Annotated in this window: 21 protein-coding genes; 8 read left to right on the forward strand and 13 right to left on the reverse strand. The window is 64.2% G+C overall.

Annotated features, from left to right (window positions below; translation table 11 throughout):
- Nucleotides 1-378 precede the first annotated feature (378 nt).
- Complete coding sequence (locus tag F758_RS0130215; RefSeq protein ID WP_024511404.1) at nt 379-1371, forward strand: MBL fold metallo-hydrolase; 993 nt, start codon at nt 379-381, stop codon at nt 1369-1371.
- Between the two features lie 51 nt (nt 1372-1422).
- Here the strand turns inward: F758_RS0130215 and F758_RS0130220 are convergent, their stop codons facing one another.
- The 3 genes from F758_RS0130220 to F758_RS51015 are packed head-to-tail and all read right to left on the reverse strand — an operon-like array spanning nt 1423 to nt 3015.
- Entirely contained in the window at nt 1423-2136 is a 714-nt protein-coding gene (locus tag F758_RS0130220; protein WP_024511405.1) for an SIMPL domain-containing protein, read from the reverse strand.
- A 13-nt stretch (nt 2137-2149) separates the two neighbouring features.
- On the reverse strand, nt 2150-2854 hold the full coding sequence (locus F758_RS0130225; protein WP_024511406.1) for a GyrI-like domain-containing protein: 705 nt from the start codon (nt 2852-2854) through the stop codon (nt 2150-2152).
- The gene (locus tag F758_RS51015) at nt 2854-3015 is read right to left on the reverse strand and encodes a hypothetical protein (RefSeq protein ID WP_198026592.1); all 162 of its coding nucleotides are present in this window, start codon (nt 3013-3015) and stop codon (nt 2854-2856) included. Before F758_RS51015 ends, F758_RS0130225 begins: the two co-directional genes overlap by 1 nt.
- On the opposite strand from F758_RS51015, the gene dapF reads away from it, so the two are divergent.
- Complete coding sequence (gene dapF, locus F758_RS0130235) at nt 3014-3880, forward strand: diaminopimelate epimerase (protein WP_024511407.1); 867 nt, start codon at nt 3014-3016, stop codon at nt 3878-3880. The genes F758_RS51015 and dapF overlap by 2 nt on opposite strands.
- Nucleotides 3881-3886: 6 nt before the next feature.
- Nucleotides 3887-5140 carry a tRNA (N(6)-L-threonylcarbamoyladenosine(37)-C(2))-methylthiotransferase MtaB gene (gene mtaB, locus F758_RS0130240; RefSeq protein ID WP_024511408.1) on the forward strand — a complete coding sequence of 418 codons (1254 nt, stop codon included), beginning with the start codon at nt 3887-3889 and terminating at the stop codon, nt 5138-5140.
- Between the two features lie 112 nt (nt 5141-5252).
- Here mtaB and F758_RS0130245 read toward each other — a convergent pair whose 3' ends face one another.
- The gene (locus F758_RS0130245; protein WP_198026593.1) at nt 5253-5951 is read right to left on the reverse strand and encodes an RluA family pseudouridine synthase; all 699 of its coding nucleotides are present in this window, start codon (nt 5949-5951) and stop codon (nt 5253-5255) included.
- Nucleotides 5952-6166: 215 nt separating this feature from the next.
- Between F758_RS0130245 and ftsY the strand changes: the two genes are divergently transcribed.
- Together ftsY and F758_RS0130255 are read left to right on the forward strand one after the other, a co-directional pair.
- A complete protein-coding gene (ftsY, locus tag F758_RS0130250) occupies nt 6167-7114 on the forward strand; it encodes a signal recognition particle-docking protein FtsY (protein ID WP_024511410.1) in 948 nt (315 codons plus the stop codon).
- 145 nt (nt 7115-7259) lie between these two features.
- A complete protein-coding gene (locus F758_RS0130255; protein WP_024511411.1) occupies nt 7260-7862 on the forward strand; it encodes a septation protein A in 603 nt (200 codons plus the stop codon).
- Nucleotides 7863-7959: 97 nt separating this feature from the next.
- Here F758_RS0130255 and F758_RS0130260 read toward each other — a convergent pair whose 3' ends face one another.
- The 5 genes from F758_RS0130260 to ccmA all read right to left on the reverse strand — a co-directional run bounded on the left by F758_RS0130260 (nt 7960) and on the right by ccmA (nt 10842).
- Nucleotides 7960-8556 (reverse strand): DsbE family thiol:disulfide interchange protein, encoded by a 597-nt coding sequence (locus F758_RS0130260; protein ID WP_024511412.1) that lies wholly within the window; start codon nt 8554-8556, stop codon nt 7960-7962.
- Nucleotides 8553-8732, reverse strand: coding sequence for a heme exporter protein CcmD (ccmD, locus tag F758_RS0130265; RefSeq protein ID WP_024511413.1), 180 nt, complete (start codon nt 8730-8732; stop codon nt 8553-8555). Before ccmD ends, F758_RS0130260 begins: the two co-directional genes overlap by 4 nt.
- A 4-nt stretch (nt 8733-8736) precedes the next feature.
- Nucleotides 8737-9504 carry a heme ABC transporter permease gene (locus tag F758_RS0130270; RefSeq protein WP_024511414.1) on the reverse strand — a complete coding sequence of 256 codons (768 nt, stop codon included), beginning with the start codon at nt 9502-9504 and terminating at the stop codon, nt 8737-8739.
- Nucleotides 9505-9574: 70 nt separating this feature from the next.
- Nucleotides 9575-10243: a heme exporter protein CcmB gene (gene ccmB, locus F758_RS0130275; RefSeq protein WP_024511415.1), complete on the reverse strand. Its 669-nt coding sequence runs from the start codon at nt 10241-10243 to the stop codon at nt 9575-9577.
- Nucleotides 10240-10842 (reverse strand): heme ABC exporter ATP-binding protein CcmA, encoded by a 603-nt coding sequence (gene ccmA, locus F758_RS0130280; RefSeq protein ID WP_024511416.1) that lies wholly within the window; start codon nt 10840-10842, stop codon nt 10240-10242. Before ccmA ends, ccmB begins: the two co-directional genes overlap by 4 nt.
- Nucleotides 10843-11063: 221 nt before the next feature.
- Between ccmA and acnA the strand changes: the two genes are divergently transcribed.
- The 3 genes from acnA to F758_RS0130295 all read left to right on the forward strand — a co-directional run bounded on the left by acnA (nt 11064) and on the right by F758_RS0130295 (nt 15776).
- Nucleotides 11064-13784: an aconitate hydratase AcnA gene (acnA, locus tag F758_RS0130285; RefSeq protein WP_024511417.1), complete on the forward strand. Its 2721-nt coding sequence runs from the start codon at nt 11064-11066 to the stop codon at nt 13782-13784.
- Nucleotides 13785-14035: 251 nt separating this feature from the next.
- Nucleotides 14036-14815: a DUF1223 domain-containing protein gene (locus tag F758_RS0130290; RefSeq protein ID WP_024511418.1), complete on the forward strand. Its 780-nt coding sequence runs from the start codon at nt 14036-14038 to the stop codon at nt 14813-14815.
- A 589-nt stretch (nt 14816-15404) separates the two neighbouring features.
- Nucleotides 15405-15776, forward strand: coding sequence for a DUF2794 domain-containing protein (locus F758_RS0130295; protein ID WP_024511419.1), 372 nt, complete (start codon nt 15405-15407; stop codon nt 15774-15776).
- A 156-nt stretch (nt 15777-15932) separates the two neighbouring features.
- On the opposite strand, the gene F758_RS0130300 is transcribed toward F758_RS0130295, so the two are convergent.
- The 4 genes from F758_RS0130300 to F758_RS0130315 all read right to left on the reverse strand — a co-directional run bounded on the left by F758_RS0130300 (nt 15933) and on the right by F758_RS0130315 (nt 21052).
- Nucleotides 15933-16463, reverse strand: coding sequence for a GNAT family N-acetyltransferase (locus F758_RS0130300; protein ID WP_024511420.1), 531 nt, complete (start codon nt 16461-16463; stop codon nt 15933-15935).
- Nucleotides 16464-16700: 237 nt separating this feature from the next.
- Entirely contained in the window at nt 16701-17495 is a 795-nt protein-coding gene (locus F758_RS0130305) for a Bax inhibitor-1/YccA family protein (protein WP_024511421.1), read from the reverse strand.
- Nucleotides 17496-17750: 255 nt separating this feature from the next.
- A complete protein-coding gene (locus tag F758_RS0130310; RefSeq protein ID WP_024511422.1) occupies nt 17751-20321 on the reverse strand; it encodes an ABC transporter permease in 2571 nt (856 codons plus the stop codon).
- Nucleotides 20318-21052 carry an ABC transporter ATP-binding protein gene (locus tag F758_RS0130315; protein WP_024511423.1) on the reverse strand — a complete coding sequence of 245 codons (735 nt, stop codon included), beginning with the start codon at nt 21050-21052 and terminating at the stop codon, nt 20318-20320. The genes F758_RS0130310 and F758_RS0130315 overlap by 4 nt, the downstream gene beginning before the upstream one ends.
- Nucleotides 21053-21107: the final 55 nt, after the last annotated feature.

Genomic DNA, 21107 nt, shown 5'->3' on the forward strand with positions numbered 1-21107 from the left:
GTCATGCCCCGGCGGGGCATCCAGTACGCCACGGCTGTCGGTTCAAGCCGAAACACCTCTGGAATACTGGATCACCCGCCTTCGCGGGTGATGACGACCTTATTTGTGTCTCGCCGCACGCCTTTGCCACGGGCAGCAATCACCGTTAATCCAAACACGTTCGCGCCCGAGGGCGCATAGCGCTGTCGGGCGTTGACCTCCGGCCTCCAGGGCCGGGCGGTGGCTCGAAAAGATGACACTTTCCGATGAACGGGCTGCCTTAAACGCCCACGCTGGTCAAAAGTCAAGGAAACTCGGGCAAATGTGATGGTAGCACACCCATCGGCCATTGGCTGACCTCTTGCCCAAACGGCATTTTCTGGCTCAATCGGGATCGAAATGAGTCGCCGCCGCAACATCTATTCCGGACCCAAATCCGATCATTTTGACGGAGAGCGCTTCTTCGATCCCGATGGCGCGCCGCCGAAAGCCCTTCGCGACGTGCTGCGCTGGCAATTCGACCGTGACCGAAACCGGGCGAAATGGCCGAAATGGGCGCCGAGTCCCTTCACGGACAAGCCGCCGCCGCGGGTCGATGGCGGCAAGGTGCGGCTGTCCTTTGTCGGCCATGTGAGCTGGCTGATCCAGACGTCGGGCCTCAACATTCTCGTCGATCCGGTCTGGTCGACGCGGGTATCCCCATTCGCCTGGGCGGGGCCGCGGCGGCACAATGATCCCGGCATTGCGTTCGAGGCGTTGCCGCAGATTGATGTCGTGCTGGTCTCGCATGGTCATTATGACCATCTCGACATCGCCACGGTATCAAAACTCACCCGGAAATTCGCCCCGCGGGTGATCACGCCGCTCGGCAACGACCTCACCATGCAGGCGGCCAATGCTGCCATCAAGGCGGAAGGTTTTGATTGGCATGATCGCGTCGAACTGGGCGGCGGAATTGCGGTGACGCTGGTGCCGACTCACCATTGGTCGGCGCGCAGCCTGTTCGATCGTAACTGCGCGCTGTGGGCGAGCTTCGTGCTGGAGACGCCAGGGGGCAAGATCTACATCGTCTGCGACTCCGGCTATGGCGAGGGCAGGCATTTCCGTCGTGTGCGGCAGGCTCACGGTCCGCTGCGGCTCGCGATCCTGCCCATTGGCGCCTATGAGCCGCGCTGGTTCATGCGCGACCAGCATATGAATCCATCCGACGCCGTGAAGGCGCTTTGCGATTGCGGTGCCGAGCAGGCGCTCGCCCATCACCACGGCACCTTCCAGCTCACCGATGAAGCGATCGATGCGCCGGTTCTGGCTCTGGCGGAGGCGCTGGACGAAGCGAGCATTCCGCGCGAGCGGTTTGCGGTGCTGAAACCCGGCCAGGTGTGGGAGATTTAACCCTTCCGTCGTCGCGGCCAAGCGAAGCGCGAGCCGGGACGACGGGCTTCGTTATTGCGCTGCTGCTTTGATCGCCCAGGTGACGCTCACCGTCACGGACAGCGTCTCCTCTCCTTGCGCGATCGGCGTCGGGGCTGCCATTGCCATTGGCGCGGCGGTCATCTTGGCCCGAAACATCGGGGTCGGTGCGCCTGCCTCGGCAATTGAGAGCGGCGCGCCGAGCGTGACGCCCGCGGCCTTGGCATAGGTCTCCGCCTTGCGCTTGGCATCGGCCAGCGCCTGTTCGCGCGCCTGGTCCAGCAGTTTGGACGGATGCTCGACGGTGAAGTTGACGTTGCCGATGTCGTTGGCGCCGGCGCCGACGAGGGCGTCGATCACGCTCGCCACCTTGTTCACCTCGTGCAGTTTGATGGTGACGCGGTTGCTGGCGCGATAGCCAACGATCGGCGAGGGACCCGAGCGGTTCGCGGCATATTGCGGCTGCAGCGACAGGCGCGAGGTCTGAACATCCTTGTCGTCAATGCCGGCGCCCTTCAGCGCCGCCAGCACCTTCGCCATCGCGGCATTGTTGGCTTCCGAGGCCTCGCGCGCCGTCTTGCCGTCGGAAGCAACGCCGGCATCGAGTTGCGCGAGATCGGGCAGTACCGAAACCGTGGCTTCGCCGGTCACGGAGATCGCGGGCGGGAAGTCCGTATCGGCCAGGGCCGGCGCGCCGATCAGTGAGGCCGCGGCGACAGCGGCGACGAGGGTAAAGCGGGACATCATCACTTCAGCATACTCACTTCAGCGGCACGTAGACGTTGATCACCAATTTGTCCTCCGCGGTCTTCAGCGGATCGGTGATGTATTCCTCGATGAACATGTCCTTGGCTTCCAGCTTCTTCTCGTCCAGATGATTGGTGATCGCCTCATAGGTGTTGTCCATGTTGTCGTAGGAGCCGCGATGGACGAATTTCAGCGCCTTGCCGTCGGGGGACTGACCCATGCTCATGCCCTTGGGCAGGTTCTTCGGCTCCTGCTCCACCGGGATTTCCGCGAGATAGGTGAAACCGGTGTCATCGGTCGAGGTGTAGACGATCATGGGGTTGCCGGCAGGCTTGATGCCCTGCTTATCCAGCATCGTGCTCAGGGCCTTGAGCGAATCGATGAGCGTATCGAAGGCCGTGTCCCAGTTGGCGCTGCCCTTGGCGACCACGACCTTTTTCCCCTCGAGGTTGATCGGCTCGCCGAAGGGATCGGCGGTCTGCACCGGCGCAGGCGCCTGTGCGGCGGGCGCAGGCGAGGGGCTTGCGGGCGGACTTGCAGCGGGGGCGGGGCTTGCAACCGGAGCGGGACTGGCGCCCGGAGCGGGCGAGGGACTTGCGGAAACGGCCGGCGCGGGCGTTGCCGGGAGTGACTGCGCCGGGGCCTCGTGCGCTACCAGGAAAAGCGCGGCTGCGGGGGCCAGCGCGGCAAAGGCGAGGCGGAACAAGCGGAAATTCATCAGGTATTCTCCAAAACCGGCAAGAAAGCCGGCGAAGCATCGCTGTCTAACACGCTGGCCGTCGTTTCGTCCCATAACAGATGAGTCATCCCGCCTTCCCGCGGTCTGGTCAGCGCCTCATCATTGGCCATATAAGGCGGTGACAAATTGGATATTTTCATGAGCGCGCTCGCCAACCACACCTTTGCCAAGATGAACGGGATCGGCAACGAGATCGTCGTCGTCGACCTGCGCGACGCCAAGGGCACCGTGACGCCCGCGGAAGCGCGCGCCGTGGCCGCCCATGTCCCCTACGACCAGCTCATGGTGCTTGAGAAGCCGCGGCTTGCCGGCACCGAGGCTTTCATCCGCATCTACAACAATGACGGCTCCGAAGCCGGCGCCTGCGGCAACGGCATGCGTTGCGTGGTGAGCCGCATCTTCGAGGCGACCGGAGAGACCGCGGCCACCTTCGAGACCAGGGCGGGCCTTCTGAACTGTTGGCAGGGCCCTTCGGCAGGGCTTTACACCGTCGACATGGGCGCGCCGAAGTTCGGCTGGCAGGACATTCCGCTCGCCGAGGAGTTTCGCGACACCCGCTATATCGAACTGCAGATCGGGCCCATCGATGCGCCGGTCCTGCATTCGCCGTCCGCCGTCAGCATGGGCAACCCGCATGCGATCTTCTGGGTGGACGACGTCAGCGCGTATGATCTCGGCCGCTTCGGGCCGCTGTTGGAAAACCACCCGATCTTCCCCGAACGCGCCAATATCACGCTCGCCCATATCGTCGACCGCGACCACATCACCATCCGCACCTGGGAGCGCGGCGCGGGACTGACCAAGGCCTGCGGCTCTGCGGCTTGCGCCACCGCGGTCGCGGCAGCGCGGCTCAAGCGCGCCAACCGGAGCGTGGAGATCACGCTGCCCGGCGGCAAGCTCGCGATCGAGTGGCGCGAGCGCGACGATCATGTGCTGATGACCGGACCTGCGAGCTTCGAATATGAGGGGCGGTTCGATCCTTCGCTGTTTGCCAGCGTCGCGTGAGCTGCGATGAGCATCGAGGTCATCACGTTCGGCTGCCGCCTCAACGCCTTCGAGTCCGAGGTGATTGCGCGCGAGGCCGAAAGTGCCGGGCTTGCCGATACCATCGTCATCAATAGCTGCGCTGTGACCAACGAGGCCGTGGCGCAGGCGCGGCAATCGATCCGGCGGCTGAAACGCCAGCGGCCGGGCGCGCGCATCGTCGTCACCGGCTGCGCGGCCCAGATCCAGGCGCGGATGTTCGCCGAGATGAGCGAGGTCGATCGCGTCATCGGCAACGACGATAAGATGCGTGGTGAGGCCTGGCACGAGGCGTGGGCCGCCTTTGCCCTCGAGAAAAGCGAGAAAGTCGCCGTCAGCGACATCATGGCGGTGAAGGAGATGGCGCCGCATCTCCTCGATGGTTTTCAGCGCGGCCTGCCGCGCGTCTTCGTGCAGGTGCAGAACGGCTGCGATCACCGCTGCACTTTCTGCATCATCCCGTTCGGGCGCGGCAATTCGCGCTCGGTGCCGATGGGCGCCGTGGTGGAGCAGGTTCGGGCGCTGGCTGAACGTGGGCACGCCGAGATCGTCCTGACGGGCGTCGATCTCACCAGCTATGGCGCGGACCTGCCGGGTGCGCCCAGGCTTGGCCAGCTCACCAAGCAGATCCTACGGCACGTGCCACAATTGCTCCGCCTGCGGATTTCGTCGATCGATTCGGTCGAGGCGGATGCCGATCTGCTCGATGCGATCGCGACCAACGAGCGCTTGATGCCGCATCTGCATCTATCGCTGCAATCGGGCGACGACCTGATCCTAAAGCGAATGAAGCGGCGGCATTCGCGCAAGGACGCGATCGACTTCTGCGCGCAGGTCAGGCGTTTGCGGCCGGACATCGCGCTGGGCGCCGACATCATCGCGGGCTTTCCGACCGAAACGGAAGAGGCCTTCGCGCGGTCGGAAGCTTTGGTGGAGGAATGCGGGCTGACATTCCTGCACGTCTTTCCCTATTCACCGCGCCCGGGCACGCCGGCGGTGCGCATGCCGCAGGTTGCAAACGGCGTGGTCAAGGAGCGCGCGCGGCGCCTGCGCGCGGCCGGTGAAGCGGCGTTGCGGCGGCGGTTGGCAGCCGAAGTCGGTAAATCGCGCGAGGTGCTGATTGAGAGCGACAAGCTGGGACGAACCGAGCATTATCTGCCGGTCGCGATAGCCGGCGAGATGCCCGGCACGGTGCGCCGTGTTGCGATCGCCGGCCACGATAGCGCGCGGCTGTCCGTTTAGCTCCGCTGTCGTCGCCCGCGACCCAGTACGCCGCGGCCTATCACCTTAAGCTCCCCGTCGCTGGAATACTGGATCATCCGCCTGCGCGGATGATGACAGCGGAGGGGTGGCACTATTCCCCCTTCCACCCGCACGCCCGCAGCCGCTCACGCATGTGCTCGGGCGCGGGCGCGGTTACGCGCACCGGGTCCTTGTTCTTCGAAATCGGAACTACCAATTCACGCGAATGCAGATGCAGGCGGGGCTCGCCGAAGCGGGGGCCATTGCCGTAGACATTGTCGCCGACAATCGGCCAGCCCTGGGCTGCCGCATGCACGCGGAGCTGGTGGGTGCGTCCGGTGATCGGTTCCATCGCGAGCCAGGCGAGGCCGTCAGCGCGTCCCAATACCTTCCATTTCGTCACCGCCGGTTGACCTTCCGGATCCGGTTTCTGCCACCAGCCGCGTTCGGCGTTCTGCCGGCCGAGCGAGAGTTCGATAACGCCCTCGTCCTCGCCAGGTCCGCCTTCCACCACGGCCCAATAGGTCTTGGCGATCCGGCCATGCTTGAACAAAAGTCCGAGTGAGGCCGTTGCCTTGCGATGCCGGCCCAGGATCAGGCAGCCCGAGGTGTCCTTATCGAGTCGATGGGCCAAAACCGGCGGGCGTGGCAGGCCGAAGCGCAGCGCGTCGAAGCAGGCTTCCAGATTGGCGCCGCCCTTGGGTCCGCGATGCACCGGCAGGCCGGCCGGCTTGTCGATGACCAGCATCAGCCCGTCGCGATGAAGCACGCGGGCGAGGATCTCTTCGGCGCTCAGTTCGGGAACATCCATCACAAGTGCAAGACTTTTGTTTGTAGCGAGGAACGGCTAACAGGGCTGACATGGCGGATTTGACATTCGCCCGTGGTCTCGGCGAGTGCTCAAGCGAATGTCAAATCCACCACATCAGCAAACGATTAAATTGCCTGGTGCCGCTTGTCGATTTGAAGTTCCTGATCGGGACGAGCGGCACCACTGCAGGAACTTCAAATCGGCGGCACCAGCCCATGAATGACACCACCCAAGACGCACCCAAATTGAGCTGGTGGCGGCGGCTGTCCAGCGGACTGAAGCGGACCTCAGCTTCGCTGGGATCGGCGGTCGCCGACCTTGTCGTCAAGCGCAAGCTTGATCGCGCGATGCTCGACGACATCGAGGACGTGCTGTTGCGCGCCGATTTGGGAACCGATGTCGCCGCGCGGATTGCCGAGGCGGTCGGTGCGGGACGCTACGACAAGGCGATCAGCGCCGACGAGGTCAAGAACGTGGTCGCGGCGGAGGTCGAAAAAGTGCTGGCGCCGGTGGCAAAGCCGCTCGTCGTCGACGCGGCCAAAAAGCCGTTCGTCATCCTCGTCGTCGGCGTGAACGGCTCGGGCAAGACGACGACCATCGGCAAGCTTGCCGCGAAATTTTCCGCCGATGGCCGCAGCGTGATGTTGGCGGCCGGCGATACCTTCCGTGCCGCGGCCATCGAGCAGCTCAAAGTCTGGGGCGAGCGCACCAAATCGCCTGTGATCGCAGGAGCCCAAGGCTCGGACTCGGCAAGCCTCGCCTTCAACGCGCTGACGGCCGCGAAAGAGCAGGGGCGCGACGTGCTGCTGATCGATACCGCCGGCCGGCTGCAGAACAAGGCGGAGCTGATGAACGAATTGGAAAAGGTCGTTCGCGTGATCAGGAAGGTCGACGCATCGGCGCCGCATGCCGTGCTCTTGGTGCTGGATGCGACCGTGGGACAAAACGCGCTGTCGCAGGTCGAGGCTTTTCATCGCACCGCCGGCGTTACCGGGCTTGCCATGACCAAGCTCGACGGCACCGCCCGCGGCGGCATTCTGGTTGCGCTTGCGGAAAAACACAAATTGCCGGTGCATTTCATTGGGGTCGGCGAAGGTGTCGAAGACCTTGCGCCGTTCACCGCAAAGGATTTTGCCAAAGCGATTGCGGGGATCGAAACCTAATTGGTCATACCCTGCCCCGGATCGCTGCCCCAGGGCAGGCTTCCGGCGGGGCATCGAATACGCCGCGCTATCAGTGGCACCACAATCATCTCGGAATACTGGATCACCCGCCTCCGCGAGTGATGACGGCAACAGAAGGCATCGTATGGACAAGACTCAGCCGCACCCGCTGTTCAAACTCGCGACCGAGCTCGGTCCGCTGCTGGTGTTCTTCGCCGTCAACGCCAAGTTCCATCTCTTCGTCGCGACCGGCGCCTTCATGGTCGCGATCGTCGCGGCCATGGCTGCATCCTATGTGGTCACGAGGCATGTGCCGATCATGGCCCTGGTCACCGGCGTCATTGTGCTGGTGTTCGGCACGCTAACGTTGGTGCTGCACGACGAGACCTTCATCAAGGTGAAGCCGACCATCATCTACGGCCTGTTCGCTGCCGTGCTCGGCGGCGGACTTTTGTTCGGCCGCTCCTTCATCGCTGTCATGTTCGACCAAATGTTCAATCTGACGCCGAAGGGCTGGCGCCTGCTCACCGCGCGCTGGGCGCTGTTCTTTCTGGGGATGGCGATCCTGAACGAGGCGATCTGGCGTACCCAGAGCACCGACTTTTGGGTCGCGTTCAAGGCCTTCGGCGTGATCCCGCTGACCATGTTGTTCGCGATCACGCAGATGCCGCTGATCAAGCGCTACCATCTGGAGCCGGCCTCGCTCGAGGCCAGCGAAGCCGAAGCGGGAGACGTGAGTAAGGGGTGAGCTGATTTCTTGCTGTCGTTCCGGGGCGGTGCAAAGCACCGAACCCGGAACCTCGATTCGACGCTCACGCGTCGCCCCCGAATGACGTGCCAACTAACTAGCTTCCCGCCTTCACCGCCTTGTCGATCTGCGCCAGCAGCACACTCGTGACGTTGTCGGGCGTGATCGGACCGACCAGCTTGTAGGCGATCTTGCCGTCGCGGCCGACGACGAACGTTTCGGGCACGCCATAGACGCCCCATTCGATTGCGGCGCGGCCGTTGGCGTCGACGCCGACCGCGGCAAACGGGTTGCCGTAGCGGCCGAGGAAGCGCCTCGCATTGTCGGGGGCGTCCTTGTAGTTGATGCCGATCACCTGGAAGCGTGGATCCTTGGCCAGCTCGGTCAGGAGCGGCGCCTCGTCGTGACAGGGGACGCACCATGATGCCCAGACATTGACGACGCTGACCTTGCCCCTGAACGCCGCCGGATCGAGGCCCGGCACCTGGGCGCCCTCGTTCGTCAGGCCCTGCAGCGGCGGCAGCAGCGTTTGCGGCGCCGGCCGCCCGATCAGGGCGGAGGGAATTCGCGAGGGATCGCCGTCGCCCAGCCGCAACCAGAACAGCGCGGCCAGCGCGAGAAAGACGATCAGCGGCAGCGCCATCAGCCATGAGCGGCGTTGCGGTGTGGCTTCGGATGTCACCTGCTCGGTCATTTGATGTCCGTTGCGCTGCGCCCCGAGCGCCTGGAAACGCCGCTGTCTTCAAGCTCGCGCAAGCGCCGCTTCTGGCTGCGGTAGTCGAGCGCGATCCATGCAATGAGCAGCACCACCACCAGCGCCGCGGCGAGGTAGGAGGTCACGATGAAAGAGGCATAGGGGCCGAAGGACATGGCGTTACGCCGGTTGCGAGGCCGGGGAAGCCGGCCCGAGTTCGCTTGCGGAGGCGCGCGCCTGCATCATCTGCAAAGCGCGTACGCGCCGGCGCAGGATTTCGTTGCGCATCGCGGCCAGGTGCAGCGTGACAAACAGCAGCGTGAAGCCGACGGCCATGACCAGCAGCGGAATCAGAAAGGCACGGTCGAGCGTCGACCCGCCCATCCGGAACACCGATGCCGGCTGATGCAGCGTGTTCCACCAGTCGACTGAAAATTTGATGATCGGCAGATTGAGGGCGCCGACGAGCGTGAGCACCGCGGCGGCACGCGCCGCGCGCGAGGGATCTTCCACCGCCCGCCATAGCGCCATCAGTCCGAGATACATCAGGAACAGGATCAGGACCGAGGTCAGCCGCGCGTCCCATTCCCAATAGGTGCCCCACATGGGCCGGCCCCACAGCGAGCCTGTCACCAGCGCGAGAAAGGTGAAGCTGGCGCCGATCGGGGCGGCGGCCTTGGCGGCGACATCGGCCAGCGGATGCCGCCACACCAGCGTGCCGAGCGCGGCCGCGCTCATCACCGCCCAGACGAACATGGACAGCCACGCGTTCGGCACATGGATGAACATGATCTTCACCGTCGCGCCCTGCTGATAATCGTCCGGCGCCGTGGCCGAAAGATAAAGCCCGATCAGCAGCACGATCGCGGTTGCCGCGGCGAGGTACGGCAGCAGCCGCCCCGTCAGAGACAGGAACCGGGTCGGATTGGCGAGATCGCTGAGCTTCATGGCATCCTGTTAATGGCGCAGGCCTTTGCAGGCAATCAGCATATGGTCGCTCGGCAAGAGTTGATCGGTATCAATCCAGTCCGTGCCGCAGGCTCGCGGCGGCGGCAAAAGGCCCGACCACGAAACTCACCAGCGATAACGCGCAGAGAATTGAAAACGGCGCGCCAAACGACAATGGCCCGGCGATCGCGGCCTCAGAGGCCGCAACGCCGAAGATCAGCACCGGGATCGAGAGCGGCAGCACCAGAACGGCCAGTAACAGGCCGCCGCGATGCAGCGTCACCGCGAGCGCGGCGCCGATCATCCCCGTGAAGGTCAGCGCAGGCGTGCCGGCAAGCAGCGTCAGCGCCACTGCGGCCGTCGCCAGCAGGTCGAGATTGAGCAGGAGCCCGAGAACGGGGGTTGCGACGACCAGGGGCAGTCCCGCAGCCAGCCAATGCGCCAGCGCCTTGCCGGCGCAGGCGAGTTCCAGGGGCACGCGGCCCATCACGATCAGGTCGAGCGAGCCGTCCTCATGATCGGCCATGAACAGCCGGTCCAGCGTCAAAAGGCTCGCCAGCAGCGCGCCCAGCCAGAGGATCGCCGGGCCCAGCCGCGTCAGAAGCGCAAGGTCGGGACCGACGGCGAACGGCATCAGCACCACCACGGTCAGGAAGAACAAGACGCCGATCAGCGCGCCGCCGCCGACGCGCAGGGCGATCCGGATGTCGCGGCGAATCAGGGCGGCGAGCGCGGTCACGGCGCGCCCCCAATTCGCAGTTCCCTCGCCGCGAGCCCTAGCGGTGCATGGGTGGCCGCCACGATCAGGCCGCCCCTGGCCAGGTGTTCGCGCATGAGGCCGGCCACCATGTCCTGGCCGCTGGTATCGAGCGCGTTGGTGGGCTCGTCGAGCAGCCAGACCGGCCGCCGCACCGTCAGCAGGCGGGCGAGCGAGAGGCGTCGCCGTTGGCCGGCGGAGAGATAGGCCGCCGGCAGATGCGCGGCATGCGTAAGGCCGACCGCAGCCAGGCTCTCGGGCGCGTCGAACGCTTCGCCCCCTAAGAAATCCCGCCAGAAGGTGAGGTTTTCCAGCACGCTCAGTGCCGGCTTCAGCGCGTCGCGATGGCCGAGATAATGGGCCTGCTCGCCCAAAGTCAGCTCGGCATCGCCCCCTTCGAGGGCGAGCGAACCAGCGGCCTGCGGCAGGAGACCCGCGATCAGCCGCAGCAGTGATGTCTTGCCCGAGCCGTTGCGCCCCGTGACCGCAAGTAGCTGGCCCGCGGCGAGCTCGAAAGAGAGTCCGGAAAACACCTCGCGCCCGCCACGCACGCAAGTCAGGCTGCTTGCCAAAAGCCGCATTGTGCCTCTTTGCGTGCCCTCTAAATCTTTGGGGTAGGGCAGCAGAATTTATGGGTGGCATCCTGCTGCGGGACGATTGTCGCTGTGGCGGTGATAATAGAAAGCTTCTATAAGCCGGAACTTAATGCGGCATACCATCCTCGCTGCAAACCATCAGGCCCTTACTGACGGTGTTATAGTACCCAAATACAGGGTATAACTGACAATTGGGATTTCCTCGCATGACCTCTCTCGACAGCTTCAAATGCCAGAAGACCCTCAAGGTCGGCGGCAAGACCTACGTGTATTACAGCCTGGCCGCCGCCGAGAAAAACGGTCTGAAGGGAATTTCCAAGCTGCCCTATTCGATGAAGGTGCTCTTGGAGAATCTCCTGCGCAACGAAGACGGTCGCAGTGTCAAGAAGGAGGACATCCAGGCGGTCGCGAAGTGGCTGCGCAAGCGCAAGCTCGAGCATGAAATCGCGTTCCGCCCGGCGCGCGTGTTGATGCAGGATTTCACCGGCGTGCCGGCCGTGGTCGATCTTGCGGCCATGCGCAATGCGATGCAGAAGCTCGGAGGCAATGCGGAGAAGATCAATCCGCTGGTGCCGGTCGATCTCGTCATCGACCATTCCGTGATCGTGAACTTCTTCGGCGACAACAAGGCCTTCGCCAAGAACGTGACCGAGGAATACAAGCAGAACCAGGAACGCTACGAATTCCTGAAATGGGGTCAGAAAGCGTTCTCGAATTTCTCGGTGGTGCCACCCGGCACCGGCATCTGCCACCAGGTCAATCTCGAATATCTCGCGCAGACGGTGTGGAGCAAGAAGGAGAAGATGACGGTCGGCAAGAAGACCGGCACCTTCGAGGTCGCCTATCCGGATTCGCTTGTTGGGACCGATTCGCACACCACGATGGTCAACGGCCTCGCCGTGCTCGGCTGGGGTGTCGGCGGCATCGAGGCGGAAGCCTGCATGCTCGGCCAGCCACTATCGATGCTGCTGCCCGACGTCGTCGGTTTCAAGCTCAAGGGCCAATTGAAGGAAGGCGTCACCGCGACCGATCTCGTGCTCACGGTCACGCAGATGCTGCGCAAGCTTGGCGTGGTGGGCAAGTTCGTCGAGTTCTACGGCCCCGGCCTGGACACTCTCTCGGTTGCTGACAAGGCGACCATCGGCAACATGGCGCCTGAATATGGCGCGACCTGCGGCTTCTTCCCGGTCGACGCCGCGACCATCGACTATCTGAAGACCTCGGGCCGCTCGCCGTCGCGCGTCGCGCTGGTCCAGGCCTATGCCAAGGCGCAAGGCCTGTTCCGCACCGCCAAGACGCCGGACCCGGTGTTCACCGAGACCATCACGCTCGACCTCGGCGACGTCGTGCCGTCGATGGCTGGCCCGAAGCGGCCGGAGGGGCGCGTTGCGCTGCCGGCGGTTTCGGAGGGCTTTGCCGGCGCGCTGGCGAGCGAATACAAGAAGGCCGACGATGCGGAAAAACGCTATCCGGTCGAGGGGCGCAATTTCGATCTCGGCCATGGCGACGTGGTGATCGCGGCGATCACCTCCTGCACCAACACATCCAATCCGAGCGTTCTGATCGGCGCAGGCCTGCTCGCGCGCAAGGCGGCCGCGAAAGGGTTGAAGGCGAAGCCCTGGGTGAAGACCTCGCTCGCGCCCGGCAGCCAGGTGGTCGCGGAATACCTCGCCAATTCCGGCCTGCAGACCGATCTGGACAAGGTGGGTTTCAACCTGGTCGGCTTTGGTTGCACCACCTGCATCGGCAATTCCGGCCCGCTGCCGGAGGAGATCTCGAAGTCGATCAACGACAACGGCATCGTCGCCGCCGCGGTGCTCTCCGGCAACCGCAACTTCGAAGGCCGCGTCAGCCCGGATGTGCAGGCGAATTACCTCGCCTCGCCGCCGCTCGTCGTCGCTTATGCGCTGGCGGGATCGGTGACCAAGAACCTCGCGGTCGAGCCGATCGGCGAGGGCAAGGACGGCAAGCCCGTTTATCTGAAGGACATCTGGCCGACCGCGAAGGAGATCAACGCCTTCGTGAAGAAGTTCGTCACCGCGCCGATCTTCAAGAAGAAATATGCCGACGTGTTCAAGGGCGACACCAACTGGCGCAAGATCAAGACCGTCGACAGCGAGACCTATCGCTGGAACATGAGTTCGACCTATGTGCAGAACCCGCCTTACTTCGAAGGCATGAAGAAGGAGCCGGAGCCGACCACGGACATCGTCGATGCGCGGATTCTTGCGATGTTCGGCGACAAGATCACCACCGACCACATCTCGCCGGCAGGCTCGATCAAGCTGACCTCGCCGGCCGGAAAATTCCTGAGCGAGCATCAGGTGCGGCCTGCCGACTTCAACCAATACGGCACGCGGCGCGGCAATCACGAAGTGATGATGCGCGGTACCTTCGCCAACATTCGCATCAAGAACTTCATGCTCAAGGGCGCCGACGGTAACATCCCGGAAGGCGGCAACACCAAGCATTGGCCGGACGGCGAGCAGATGTCGATCTACGATGCTGCGATGAAGTACCAGGCCGAAGGCGTGCCGCTGGTGGTATTCGCCGGCGCCGAGTACGGCAACGGCTCCTCGCGCGACTGGGCCGCGAAAGGTACGCGCCTGCTCGGTGTGCGTGCGGTGATTTGCCAGAGCTTCGAGCGCATCCACCGCTCCAATCTCGTCGGCATGGGCGTGCTGCCGTTAACCTTTGAGGAAGGCACGTCGTGGCAGTCGATTGGGCTGAAGGGCGACGAGAAGGTGACGATTCGTGGGCTGCAGGGCGATCTGAAGCCGCGCCAGAAGCTGACGGCGGAGATCGTCGGAAGCGATGGCACGCTGCAGCGCGTGCCGCTGCTGTGCCGGATCGATACGCTGGACGAGCTCGATTACTACCGCAACGGCGGCATTCTGCATTATGTGCTGCGCAAACTCGCAGCTTGATCGAAGCTCCGGTCCATGGCTCACTGTGAAGTGAGTGGCGAGCAATTCGGAGGCGGCCTAAGACAAGGGCCGCCTCCTTGGCATTCGAGCGTGATTGGGACACGAAGCTCGCGTTAGCGCAAAGCGGGTACCGGTTTCCCAGCTAACAAACGCGAGGCGTTTGCTAGGCGATCATGCTCAAACACGAGATAGAACCGGCGTGCGATCGCGCCGAGAAACGGTAGTGTGGTGATGCGGGTGCGTGGTTAGCTATGACAGCGATGATGGCCTACACTTCTTTGTCGCGCTGGTCAGGCGCACTCGGCCTCTGTGCGATCATCGCCATCATAAGACCCGCCCAGGCTGATCCGCGCGCGGTGGTGGAGCTCTTCACCTCGCAAGGCTGCTCGTCCTGCCCGCCGGCCGACAAGATCATCGGCGAACTCGCGAAAGATCCGGACGTGATCGCGATGAGCATGCCGATCGATTATTGGGACTATCTCGGCTGGAAGGACACGCTCGCCGATGCCCGCTTCTCCGCACGGCAGCGCGCCTATTCGAGAGTGCGCGGCGACCGTGACGTCTACACACCGCAGGCCATCGTCAACGGATCGGCACAGGTGATCGGCAGCGATCGCGCCGGCATAGAGAACGCGATCAATGCGACCGGGAAGAACGGCGTGATGTCGGTGCCGGTGACGATGAGTCTGTCCGGCAAGCAGATCAACGTTTCGGTTGCTGCGAGCAAGGTTCCCTTGGTCACGCATGGCGAAGTATGGATCTGCTCGATCTCCAAGGCCGTGCCGATTTCGATCGGTCGCGGCGAAAACCGCGGCCGGGAAATCACCTACCACAACGTCGTGCGTAACCTTTTGAAGGTCGGCGACTGGAACGGCAGTCCCGCGAGTTGGACCGTGCCGCTAGAAAATGTGGTGCGCGAGGGTGTCGATGGCGCGGTAGTCTATCTGCAGGATGGCCGTAGCGACCGGCCGGGCCCGATGCTGGGCGCGGCCTATACCTCCTTGGGCTCCGTCTACGGTTCGCTGCGCTGAGTGCTGCTGAAATTCGTTGCGTCATTCGCGGGCGCGCAAATGCGCGGACCCGGACGCCGAGGCGTTGATCTCCGGATTTGAGGGTTGATCTCCGGATTTGAGGGAAGGCTTTGCGGCTCGTTGCCGAACCAGCGGGGGCGAATCGTAGGCTGGGCCCAAAACAAAAAAGGACCAACTTTCGTTGGTCCTCTTAATTTCCTGCGTCAGGCCCGATCCCGACAATCCCGGGGGGCTGGGGGCTGAGGAATCCGGAACCGAAAGGACCGGGCCAACGCAGTAACGATGTTATCGCTATTTAGGGCGGCAGGCGGTGGGCGGAAGTGGGGCGGCATTGTGATTCCGCTAACGTTGCCGTGACGCTAGGGGGCTTCCGGCTCGGAGCGCGGCACGCCGGAAAGCGCCGAAAAGATCATGCCTAATCAGAAGCTTGACAGAAGATGATGGCGCGGTCATCCGATCCGGCCGGCGCTTCCCGGAAGGGGCAGGACAATTCGTCGCGTTCGTCTTGCCGCGATTCGTGATTCGCAAAGCCCCTTGCGGCCTCCACCGGTTGGGGCGATCATGTCAACGAGATGACAGGAGGCGCTGCATGAATCTGATGTCGGAGGATGCCGATCCAAGCGCAAGTTACGCAGCGGCGCGTAATGCCGTTGCGAATGCTGTGCCGCACCGGGTGACATTCAATCGTTTCGAACTCAATCGCATCTTGAATCTGTACGGGCGCATGGTCGCCGATGGTGAGTGGCGCGACTACGCCATCGATTTTCTGAAAGACCGCGCGGTGTTCTCGGTGTTCCGCCGCGCGTCCGAAGTGCCGATCTATCGGATCGAGAAGGATCCGCGGCTCGCGCGCAAGCAGGGCATGTACAGCGTGATCTCGGCCACTGGCCTGATCCTGCGCCGCGGCCACGACCTCGACCGCGTGCTGCTGGTCATCGACCGCAAGCTGGCACTGGTCTGACGTCGCACTCCGACATCCCGGACATCGGCGTAATCCCACGCACCGTCATTGCGGACAAGCGCGCAGCGCTTGATCCGGGGGCTGGAGATTATCAACTCGCGGCCCGAGCTTCCGGGCTCGCGCGTTTCACGCCCGCCCCGGAATGACGGCCGACAATTATTCCGCCGGCACCGTGGTCGCGCCCTCGCCGAGCGCGCGCTGCATCATCACGGTGTCGAGCCATCGGCCGAATTTGAGGCCGACATTCGGGTGAGTGCCGATCAGCTTGAAACCGCATCTGGTGTGCACGCCGATCGATCCGGCATTGGCGGAATCGCCGATCACCGCGATCATCTGGCGGTAGCCGCGCGCCTCGCATTCCAGGATCAGTCGCTGCAGGAGCTGCCGGCCGATGCCGCGGCGATGCGTGGCGGGCTCGAGATAGATCGAGTTCTCGACCGTGAAGCGATAGGCGGGCCGCGGCCGGTAGGCGCCGGCATAGGCGTAGCCGACCACGCGGCCGTCCAGCGTCGCGGCGAAATAAGGGAAGCCGCCGTCCATCAGCGCGTTGTAGCGCCGCGTCATCTCGGCGAGGTCCGGCGGCGCCAATTCGAACGTCGCGGTGCCGTGGAGTACAGCGTGCTCATAGATCGCTGTGATGAAGGGAAGGTCGGCCTCTTTGGCCGGTCGGATTTCGGGTGAGGACATGGGTGCGAAGATATCAGCGGAATAAACCGCTTCAATGTAGCTCGTCACACCCCTGCTTGTCCCGCCTGCGGGGCCGAAGCCCCTTCGGCAAGGCGAAGGCCCGGGCATCCACGTCCTTCTTGCCCGGTTTTCCGTCATGGCCGGGACACGCCCGGCCATGACGGTGAAGAGATGGTCGGCCAAAAGAAAAGCCCCGGCGCTGAGACCGGGGCTCCGTATCGCGTCTTGCTCGACGGATCAGTTGTCGCGCTGACCGAGCAACTGCAGGAGCAGCGTGAACAGGTTGATGAAGTTCAAATACAGCGACAGGGCGCCGATGATCGAGGCACGTTCCGCCATATCGCCGCCGGCCGAGGCGTAGCCGTAGATGTAGTCATTCTTCAGCCGCTGGGTGTCCCAGGCGGTGAGGCCCGCGAACACCAGCACGCCGACCACCGACACCACGAACTGCAGCGCGGAGCTGACCAGGAACAGGTTCACCAGGCTCGCGATCACGACGCCGATCAGGCCCATGAACAGGAACGAGCCGAAGCCGGTGAGGTCACGCCGCGTGGTGTAGCCATAAAGGCTCAGCGCTCCGAATGTCGCCGCGGTGATGAAGAACACGCGCACGATCGAGGTGTGGGTATACACCAGGAAGATCGACGACAGCGACACGCCCATTAGCGCCGAAAAGACCCAGAACAGGAGCTGGGCGGTCGAAGGCGCCAGGCGGTTGATGCCGGCCGAAAGCGCGAACACCATGCCGAGCGGCGCCAGGATGAACAGCCACTTCAGCGGGCTTACGAACATCGCATAGCCGAACGGCGTCAGGAACGCGTTGCCGATCTTGGCCGCGGCGCCCGAGGGGTCGCTCGTCACCGCCGCCATGTAGATGCCGAGCGCGGCGAGACCGGTGATGGCCAGGCCGATGCTCATGTAGTTGTAGATGCGCAGCATGTAGGCGCGCAGACCGGCGTCGACGGTCGCGGTATCAACGCGCCCTGCGGCCCGGCCGAAAGGAGAAGCGTAGTTGCGGTCTAGGTCCGACATGGTCGAATTCCCGTATGTTGGTGCGGTGAAGCGCAAGGGCTGCGGTCGCCGCCAAAAAACCTATCTCAGATGGTCGTGCTTGCCGACATTAATTTTGTGTCACCAAGCCTTGCATCTGACCCAAGGGTTAAATGGGAAACTAGCATATCCGTCGCAAGCTTCCACGCGCGGCCGAATGTCGCTCCAAGGCCCAAATCCCGCGACAAAAAGGCCGAAAACGGCCGTCTCCCGACCGTTAGGCCTTTATAGCCCTTTTTACAGGTTGCGCAGCACCGAGGCGGGTTTCTGGTTCAGTGCCAGCAGCGTGCCGGCAAGCCCCAGCCCGACCGTCACCAGCAGTGCCGCCAGGACCACGGCTGCGGCGCTGCCGGCCTGCCAGACGAAACTCAAGGTCATCAGGCGGGTCACGATCAGATAGGCCGCAATCGAGCCGGCAATCACGCCAAACACGGCCGTGGCCAGGCCGATCAGCAGATATTCCAGGGCATAGGCGCCGAGCAGCCGGACCCGGGTTGCACCGAGGGTCTTCAGAATGACGGCGTCGTAAACGCGATGGCGGTGGCCGGCGGCCAGGGCCCCGCCCAGCACCAGGATCGCCGAAATCAGCGTTACAGCGCTGGCGCCGCGGATCGCCAGCGCGAGATTGGAGACCACCGAGCCGATGGTTTCCATCACCTCGCGCACCCGCACGCTCGTCACCATCGGAAATGCGTTCGCCACCTGCTTGATGATGCGTCCGTCGCCGGAGGGATCCGGATAGGCTTCCGTCAGGGTGGCGATGTGGGTGTGCGGCGCGCCCTTGAAGGCGTTGGGCGAGAACACCAGCACGAAATTGATGCCGAGCCCCTGCCAGTCGATCTTGCGCATATTGCCGATCCGCGCCGGGATGTCGCGGCCGAGCACATTGACCACGATCTCGTCGCCAAGCTTGAGCTTCAGTCCATCGGCGATCTTCTTCTCGATCGAGACCAGCGGTGGCCCGTCGTAGTCTTTGCCCCACCACTGCCCCTCGACGATCTTGGAGCCTTTCGGAATGTCGCCGGTATAGGTCAGGCCGCGGTCGCTCTGCAGCACCCATTCGGAGTCGGATGAGGGGGAAAGGTCCTCCGCCCTCACACCGCGCGCGGCGACGATGCGCCCGCGCAGCATCGGCACGTCCTCCACCGTCGACTCCGGTTCGACCTGTTTGAGGAAGGCGTTGAAGCGGTCGGCATCCGATGAAGGAATGTCGATGAAGAAGAAGGACGGCGCGCGGTCCGGCAGCGAGGCCAGAAACTGCTGGCGCAGATTGCCGTCGATCTGCGTGATGGTGACCAGAACCGCAAGCCCCAGACCAAGCGACAGCACCACGGACGGCGTCAGCGCGCCCGGCCGGTAGATGTTGGAGATCGCTAGCCGCAGCATAGGAAAGCGCGTGCGCGGGAGACGCGCGGCCGCCGCCATCACGCCGGCCGCAATGCCGCGCAGCACCGCAAAGACAATCACCGAAGCGACGACGAACACGGCGGCGATGCGCTTGTCGTAGGCCAGTCCAATCACCACCGTGACAAGCAGCGCGATCACGAACGCCATCAGCGCCAGGTAGCGCCAGCGCGGCCGATGCCATTCGGCGACGACCGCTTCGCGGAACAGCGCAGCGACAGGCACGTCGTGGACGCGGCCGAGCGGCCACAGGCCGAAGGCGAGCGCCGTCAGAAGGCCGTAAACGAAGGACAGTGCGAGCTCGCTCCCGTGCAGCGCCGGCACCACCGGCAGCGGCAGGAGCTTGCCGAACAGGCCGACGATGACGAAGGGCAGGGCGGCGCCCGCGGCCAGCCCGATCACCGCGCCCAAACTCGCGAGCACGATCACTTGCGCAAGATAGATCGCGAACACGTCACGGCCGGTCGCGCCGAGTGCCTTCAGCGCCGCGATCACCTCCAGCCGGCGATCGATATGGCTCTTGACGGCATTGGCGACGCCGACGCCGCCGACCAGAAGCGCGGCGAGGCCCACCAGGGTGAGAAACTGCGTAAAGCGATCGATGGTGCGCTCGAGCTGCGGCGACGCATTGCCGCGGCTGCGCACCTCCCAGCCGGCTTCGGGCGCGGCCCGCCGCGCATCATCGAGGAGCGTCGCCACCGCGCGGTCATCGGAGGCATTGTCCGGCAGCCTGACGCGATACATCCAGCGCACCAGGCTGCCTGGCTGTAACAGCCCGGTCGCGCGCAAGCCGTCGATGCTGACCAGAAAGCGCGGCCCGAAGCCGAGGCCGCCGGCAAGCTTGTCGGGCTCGGCATCGACGGCGCTGCGGATCTGAAAGGTGGCGTCGCCGATCGAGACCTTGTCGCCGATCTTGAGATCGAGCCGGGCAAGCAGCGCCGGATCGGCCGCCGCGCCGTAAGCGCCATCGCGCTGCGCAAGCAGGTCTACGGTCGGCCTGTCGGGCGTGAGCGACAGCGCGCCCAGCCTCGGATAGTTGTCGTCGACCGCCTTCATCTCGACCAGCGCGAGCTTGCCGTCGGCGGTCTTTGCCATGGCGCGCAGGGTCGCCGCGACCGAGAGCTCACCGCGCGAGCGCAGGAAGCCGACCTCGGCGGGCTTTGCCTCGCGCTGAAACAGCACGAAGGCGACGTCGCCGCCGAGCAGGGTGCGGCCCTCGCGCGCAAGTCCGTCCGAGAGGCTGGCCGCGACCGAGCCGACGCCTGCGATCGCCATCACGCCAAGCGCGATGCAGGCGATGAAAACGTAGAATCCGCGCAGGCCGCCGCGCAATTCACGCAAGGCATAACGCAGGGCAAGCGCCGCATCGCGACCACCGCCGAGATGTTCGACTGCGATGGTCATGGCGCGGGCTTGCGGTCCGCGCTGGTATCGTCGATACGGCCCGATCGTAAGCGCACCACACGGTCGCAACGCTCGGCCAGCGAATGATCGTGGGTGACCAGCACGAGCGTCATGCCGCGTTCGGCGTGCTTGGTGAAGATGAGGTCGACAATCTGCTTGCCGGTGGCTTCGTCGAGGTTGCCCGTCGGCTCGTCGGCCACCAGGATCGCGGGATCCGGCGCGAGTGCGCGGGCGAGCGCGACGCGCTGCTGCTCGCCGCCGGAAAGCTGGGTTGGATAATGATGCAGGCGGTGACCGAGCCCGACCGAGATCAGCTCCTGTTCGGCGCGCACGTCCGCGTCAGCCACGCCCGCGAGTTCCAGCGGCACTGCGACGTTCTCCAGCGCTGTCATGGTCGGGATCAGGTGAAACGATTGGAAGACGATGCCGACCTGCCGGCCGCGAAAACGCGCCAGCGCATCCTCGTTGAGGGCATTGAAAGCGGTGCCGTTGACCACCACCTCTCCACTGTCTGGACGTTCCAATCCCGCCATCACCATCAGCAGCGTCGATTTTCCCGAGCCCGACGGTCCGATCAGGCCGAGCGCCTCCCCTGAGGCCACGCGCAGGCTGATATCCTTGAGAATGTGAACGCGCGCAGCGCCGGTGCCGAGCGAGAGGTTGACGTCTTTGATGGAAATGGTGTCCGGGGCAAGGCCGGAGAATTGCGAGGGTTCGATGCGACTGTCCATGGCTCGGTCATATGGCACTTCGTCCGGCGCGGTCGAGAGGCGTGGACGATTGTTC

The sequence above is a fragment of the Bradyrhizobium sp. ARR65 genome (assembly GCF_000472385.1).
Classification (GTDB): Bacteria; Pseudomonadota; Alphaproteobacteria; order Rhizobiales; family Xanthobacteraceae; genus Bradyrhizobium.

Bases quoted from the DNA above. Each gene is read 5' to 3' on its own strand.
- F758_RS0130215 (WP_024511404.1), top strand. From the start codon at position 379: ATGAGTCGCCGCCGCAACATCTATTCCGGACCCAAATCCGATCATTTT.
- F758_RS0130220 (WP_024511405.1), bottom strand. From the start codon at position 2,136: ATGATGTCCCGCTTTACCCTCGTCGCCGCTGTCGCCGCGGCCTCACTG.
- F758_RS0130225 (WP_024511406.1), bottom strand. From the start codon at position 2,854: ATGAATTTCCGCTTGTTCCGCCTCGCCTTTGCCGCGCTGGCCCCCGCA.
- dapF (WP_024511407.1), top strand. From the start codon at position 3,014: ATGAGCGCGCTCGCCAACCACACCTTTGCCAAGATGAACGGGATCGGC.
- F758_RS51015 (WP_198026592.1), bottom strand. From the start codon at position 3,015: ATGAAAATATCCAATTTGTCACCGCCTTATATGGCCAATGATGAGGCG.
- mtaB (WP_024511408.1), top strand. From the start codon at position 3,887: ATGAGCATCGAGGTCATCACGTTCGGCTGCCGCCTCAACGCCTTCGAG.
- F758_RS0130245 (WP_198026593.1), bottom strand. From the start codon at position 5,951: ATGGATGTTCCCGAACTGAGCGCCGAAGAGATCCTCGCCCGCGTGCTT.
- ftsY (WP_024511410.1), top strand. From the start codon at position 6,167: ATGAATGACACCACCCAAGACGCACCCAAATTGAGCTGGTGGCGGCGG.
- F758_RS0130255 (WP_024511411.1), top strand. From the start codon at position 7,260: ATGGACAAGACTCAGCCGCACCCGCTGTTCAAACTCGCGACCGAGCTC.
- F758_RS0130260 (WP_024511412.1), bottom strand. From the start codon at position 8,556: ATGACCGAGCAGGTGACATCCGAAGCCACACCGCAACGCCGCTCATGG.
- ccmD (WP_024511413.1), bottom strand. From the start codon at position 8,732: ATGTCCTTCGGCCCCTATGCCTCTTTCATCGTGACCTCCTACCTCGCC.
- F758_RS0130270 (WP_024511414.1), bottom strand. From the start codon at position 9,504: ATGAAGCTCAGCGATCTCGCCAATCCGACCCGGTTCCTGTCTCTGACG.
- ccmA (WP_024511416.1), bottom strand. From the start codon at position 10,842: ATGCGGCTTTTGGCAAGCAGCCTGACTTGCGTGCGTGGCGGGCGCGAG.
- acnA (WP_024511417.1), top strand. From the start codon at position 11,064: ATGACCTCTCTCGACAGCTTCAAATGCCAGAAGACCCTCAAGGTCGGC.
- F758_RS0130290 (WP_024511418.1), top strand. From the start codon at position 14,036: ATGACAGCGATGATGGCCTACACTTCTTTGTCGCGCTGGTCAGGCGCA.
- F758_RS0130295 (WP_024511419.1), top strand. From the start codon at position 15,405: ATGAATCTGATGTCGGAGGATGCCGATCCAAGCGCAAGTTACGCAGCG.
- F758_RS0130300 (WP_024511420.1), bottom strand. From the start codon at position 16,463: ATGTCCTCACCCGAAATCCGACCGGCCAAAGAGGCCGACCTTCCCTTC.
- F758_RS0130305 (WP_024511421.1), bottom strand. From the start codon at position 17,495: ATGTCGGACCTAGACCGCAACTACGCTTCTCCTTTCGGCCGGGCCGCA.
- F758_RS0130310 (WP_024511422.1), bottom strand. From the start codon at position 20,321: ATGACCATCGCAGTCGAACATCTCGGCGGTGGTCGCGATGCGGCGCTT.
- F758_RS0130315 (WP_024511423.1), bottom strand. From the start codon at position 21,052: ATGGACAGTCGCATCGAACCCTCGCAATTCTCCGGCCTTGCCCCGGAC.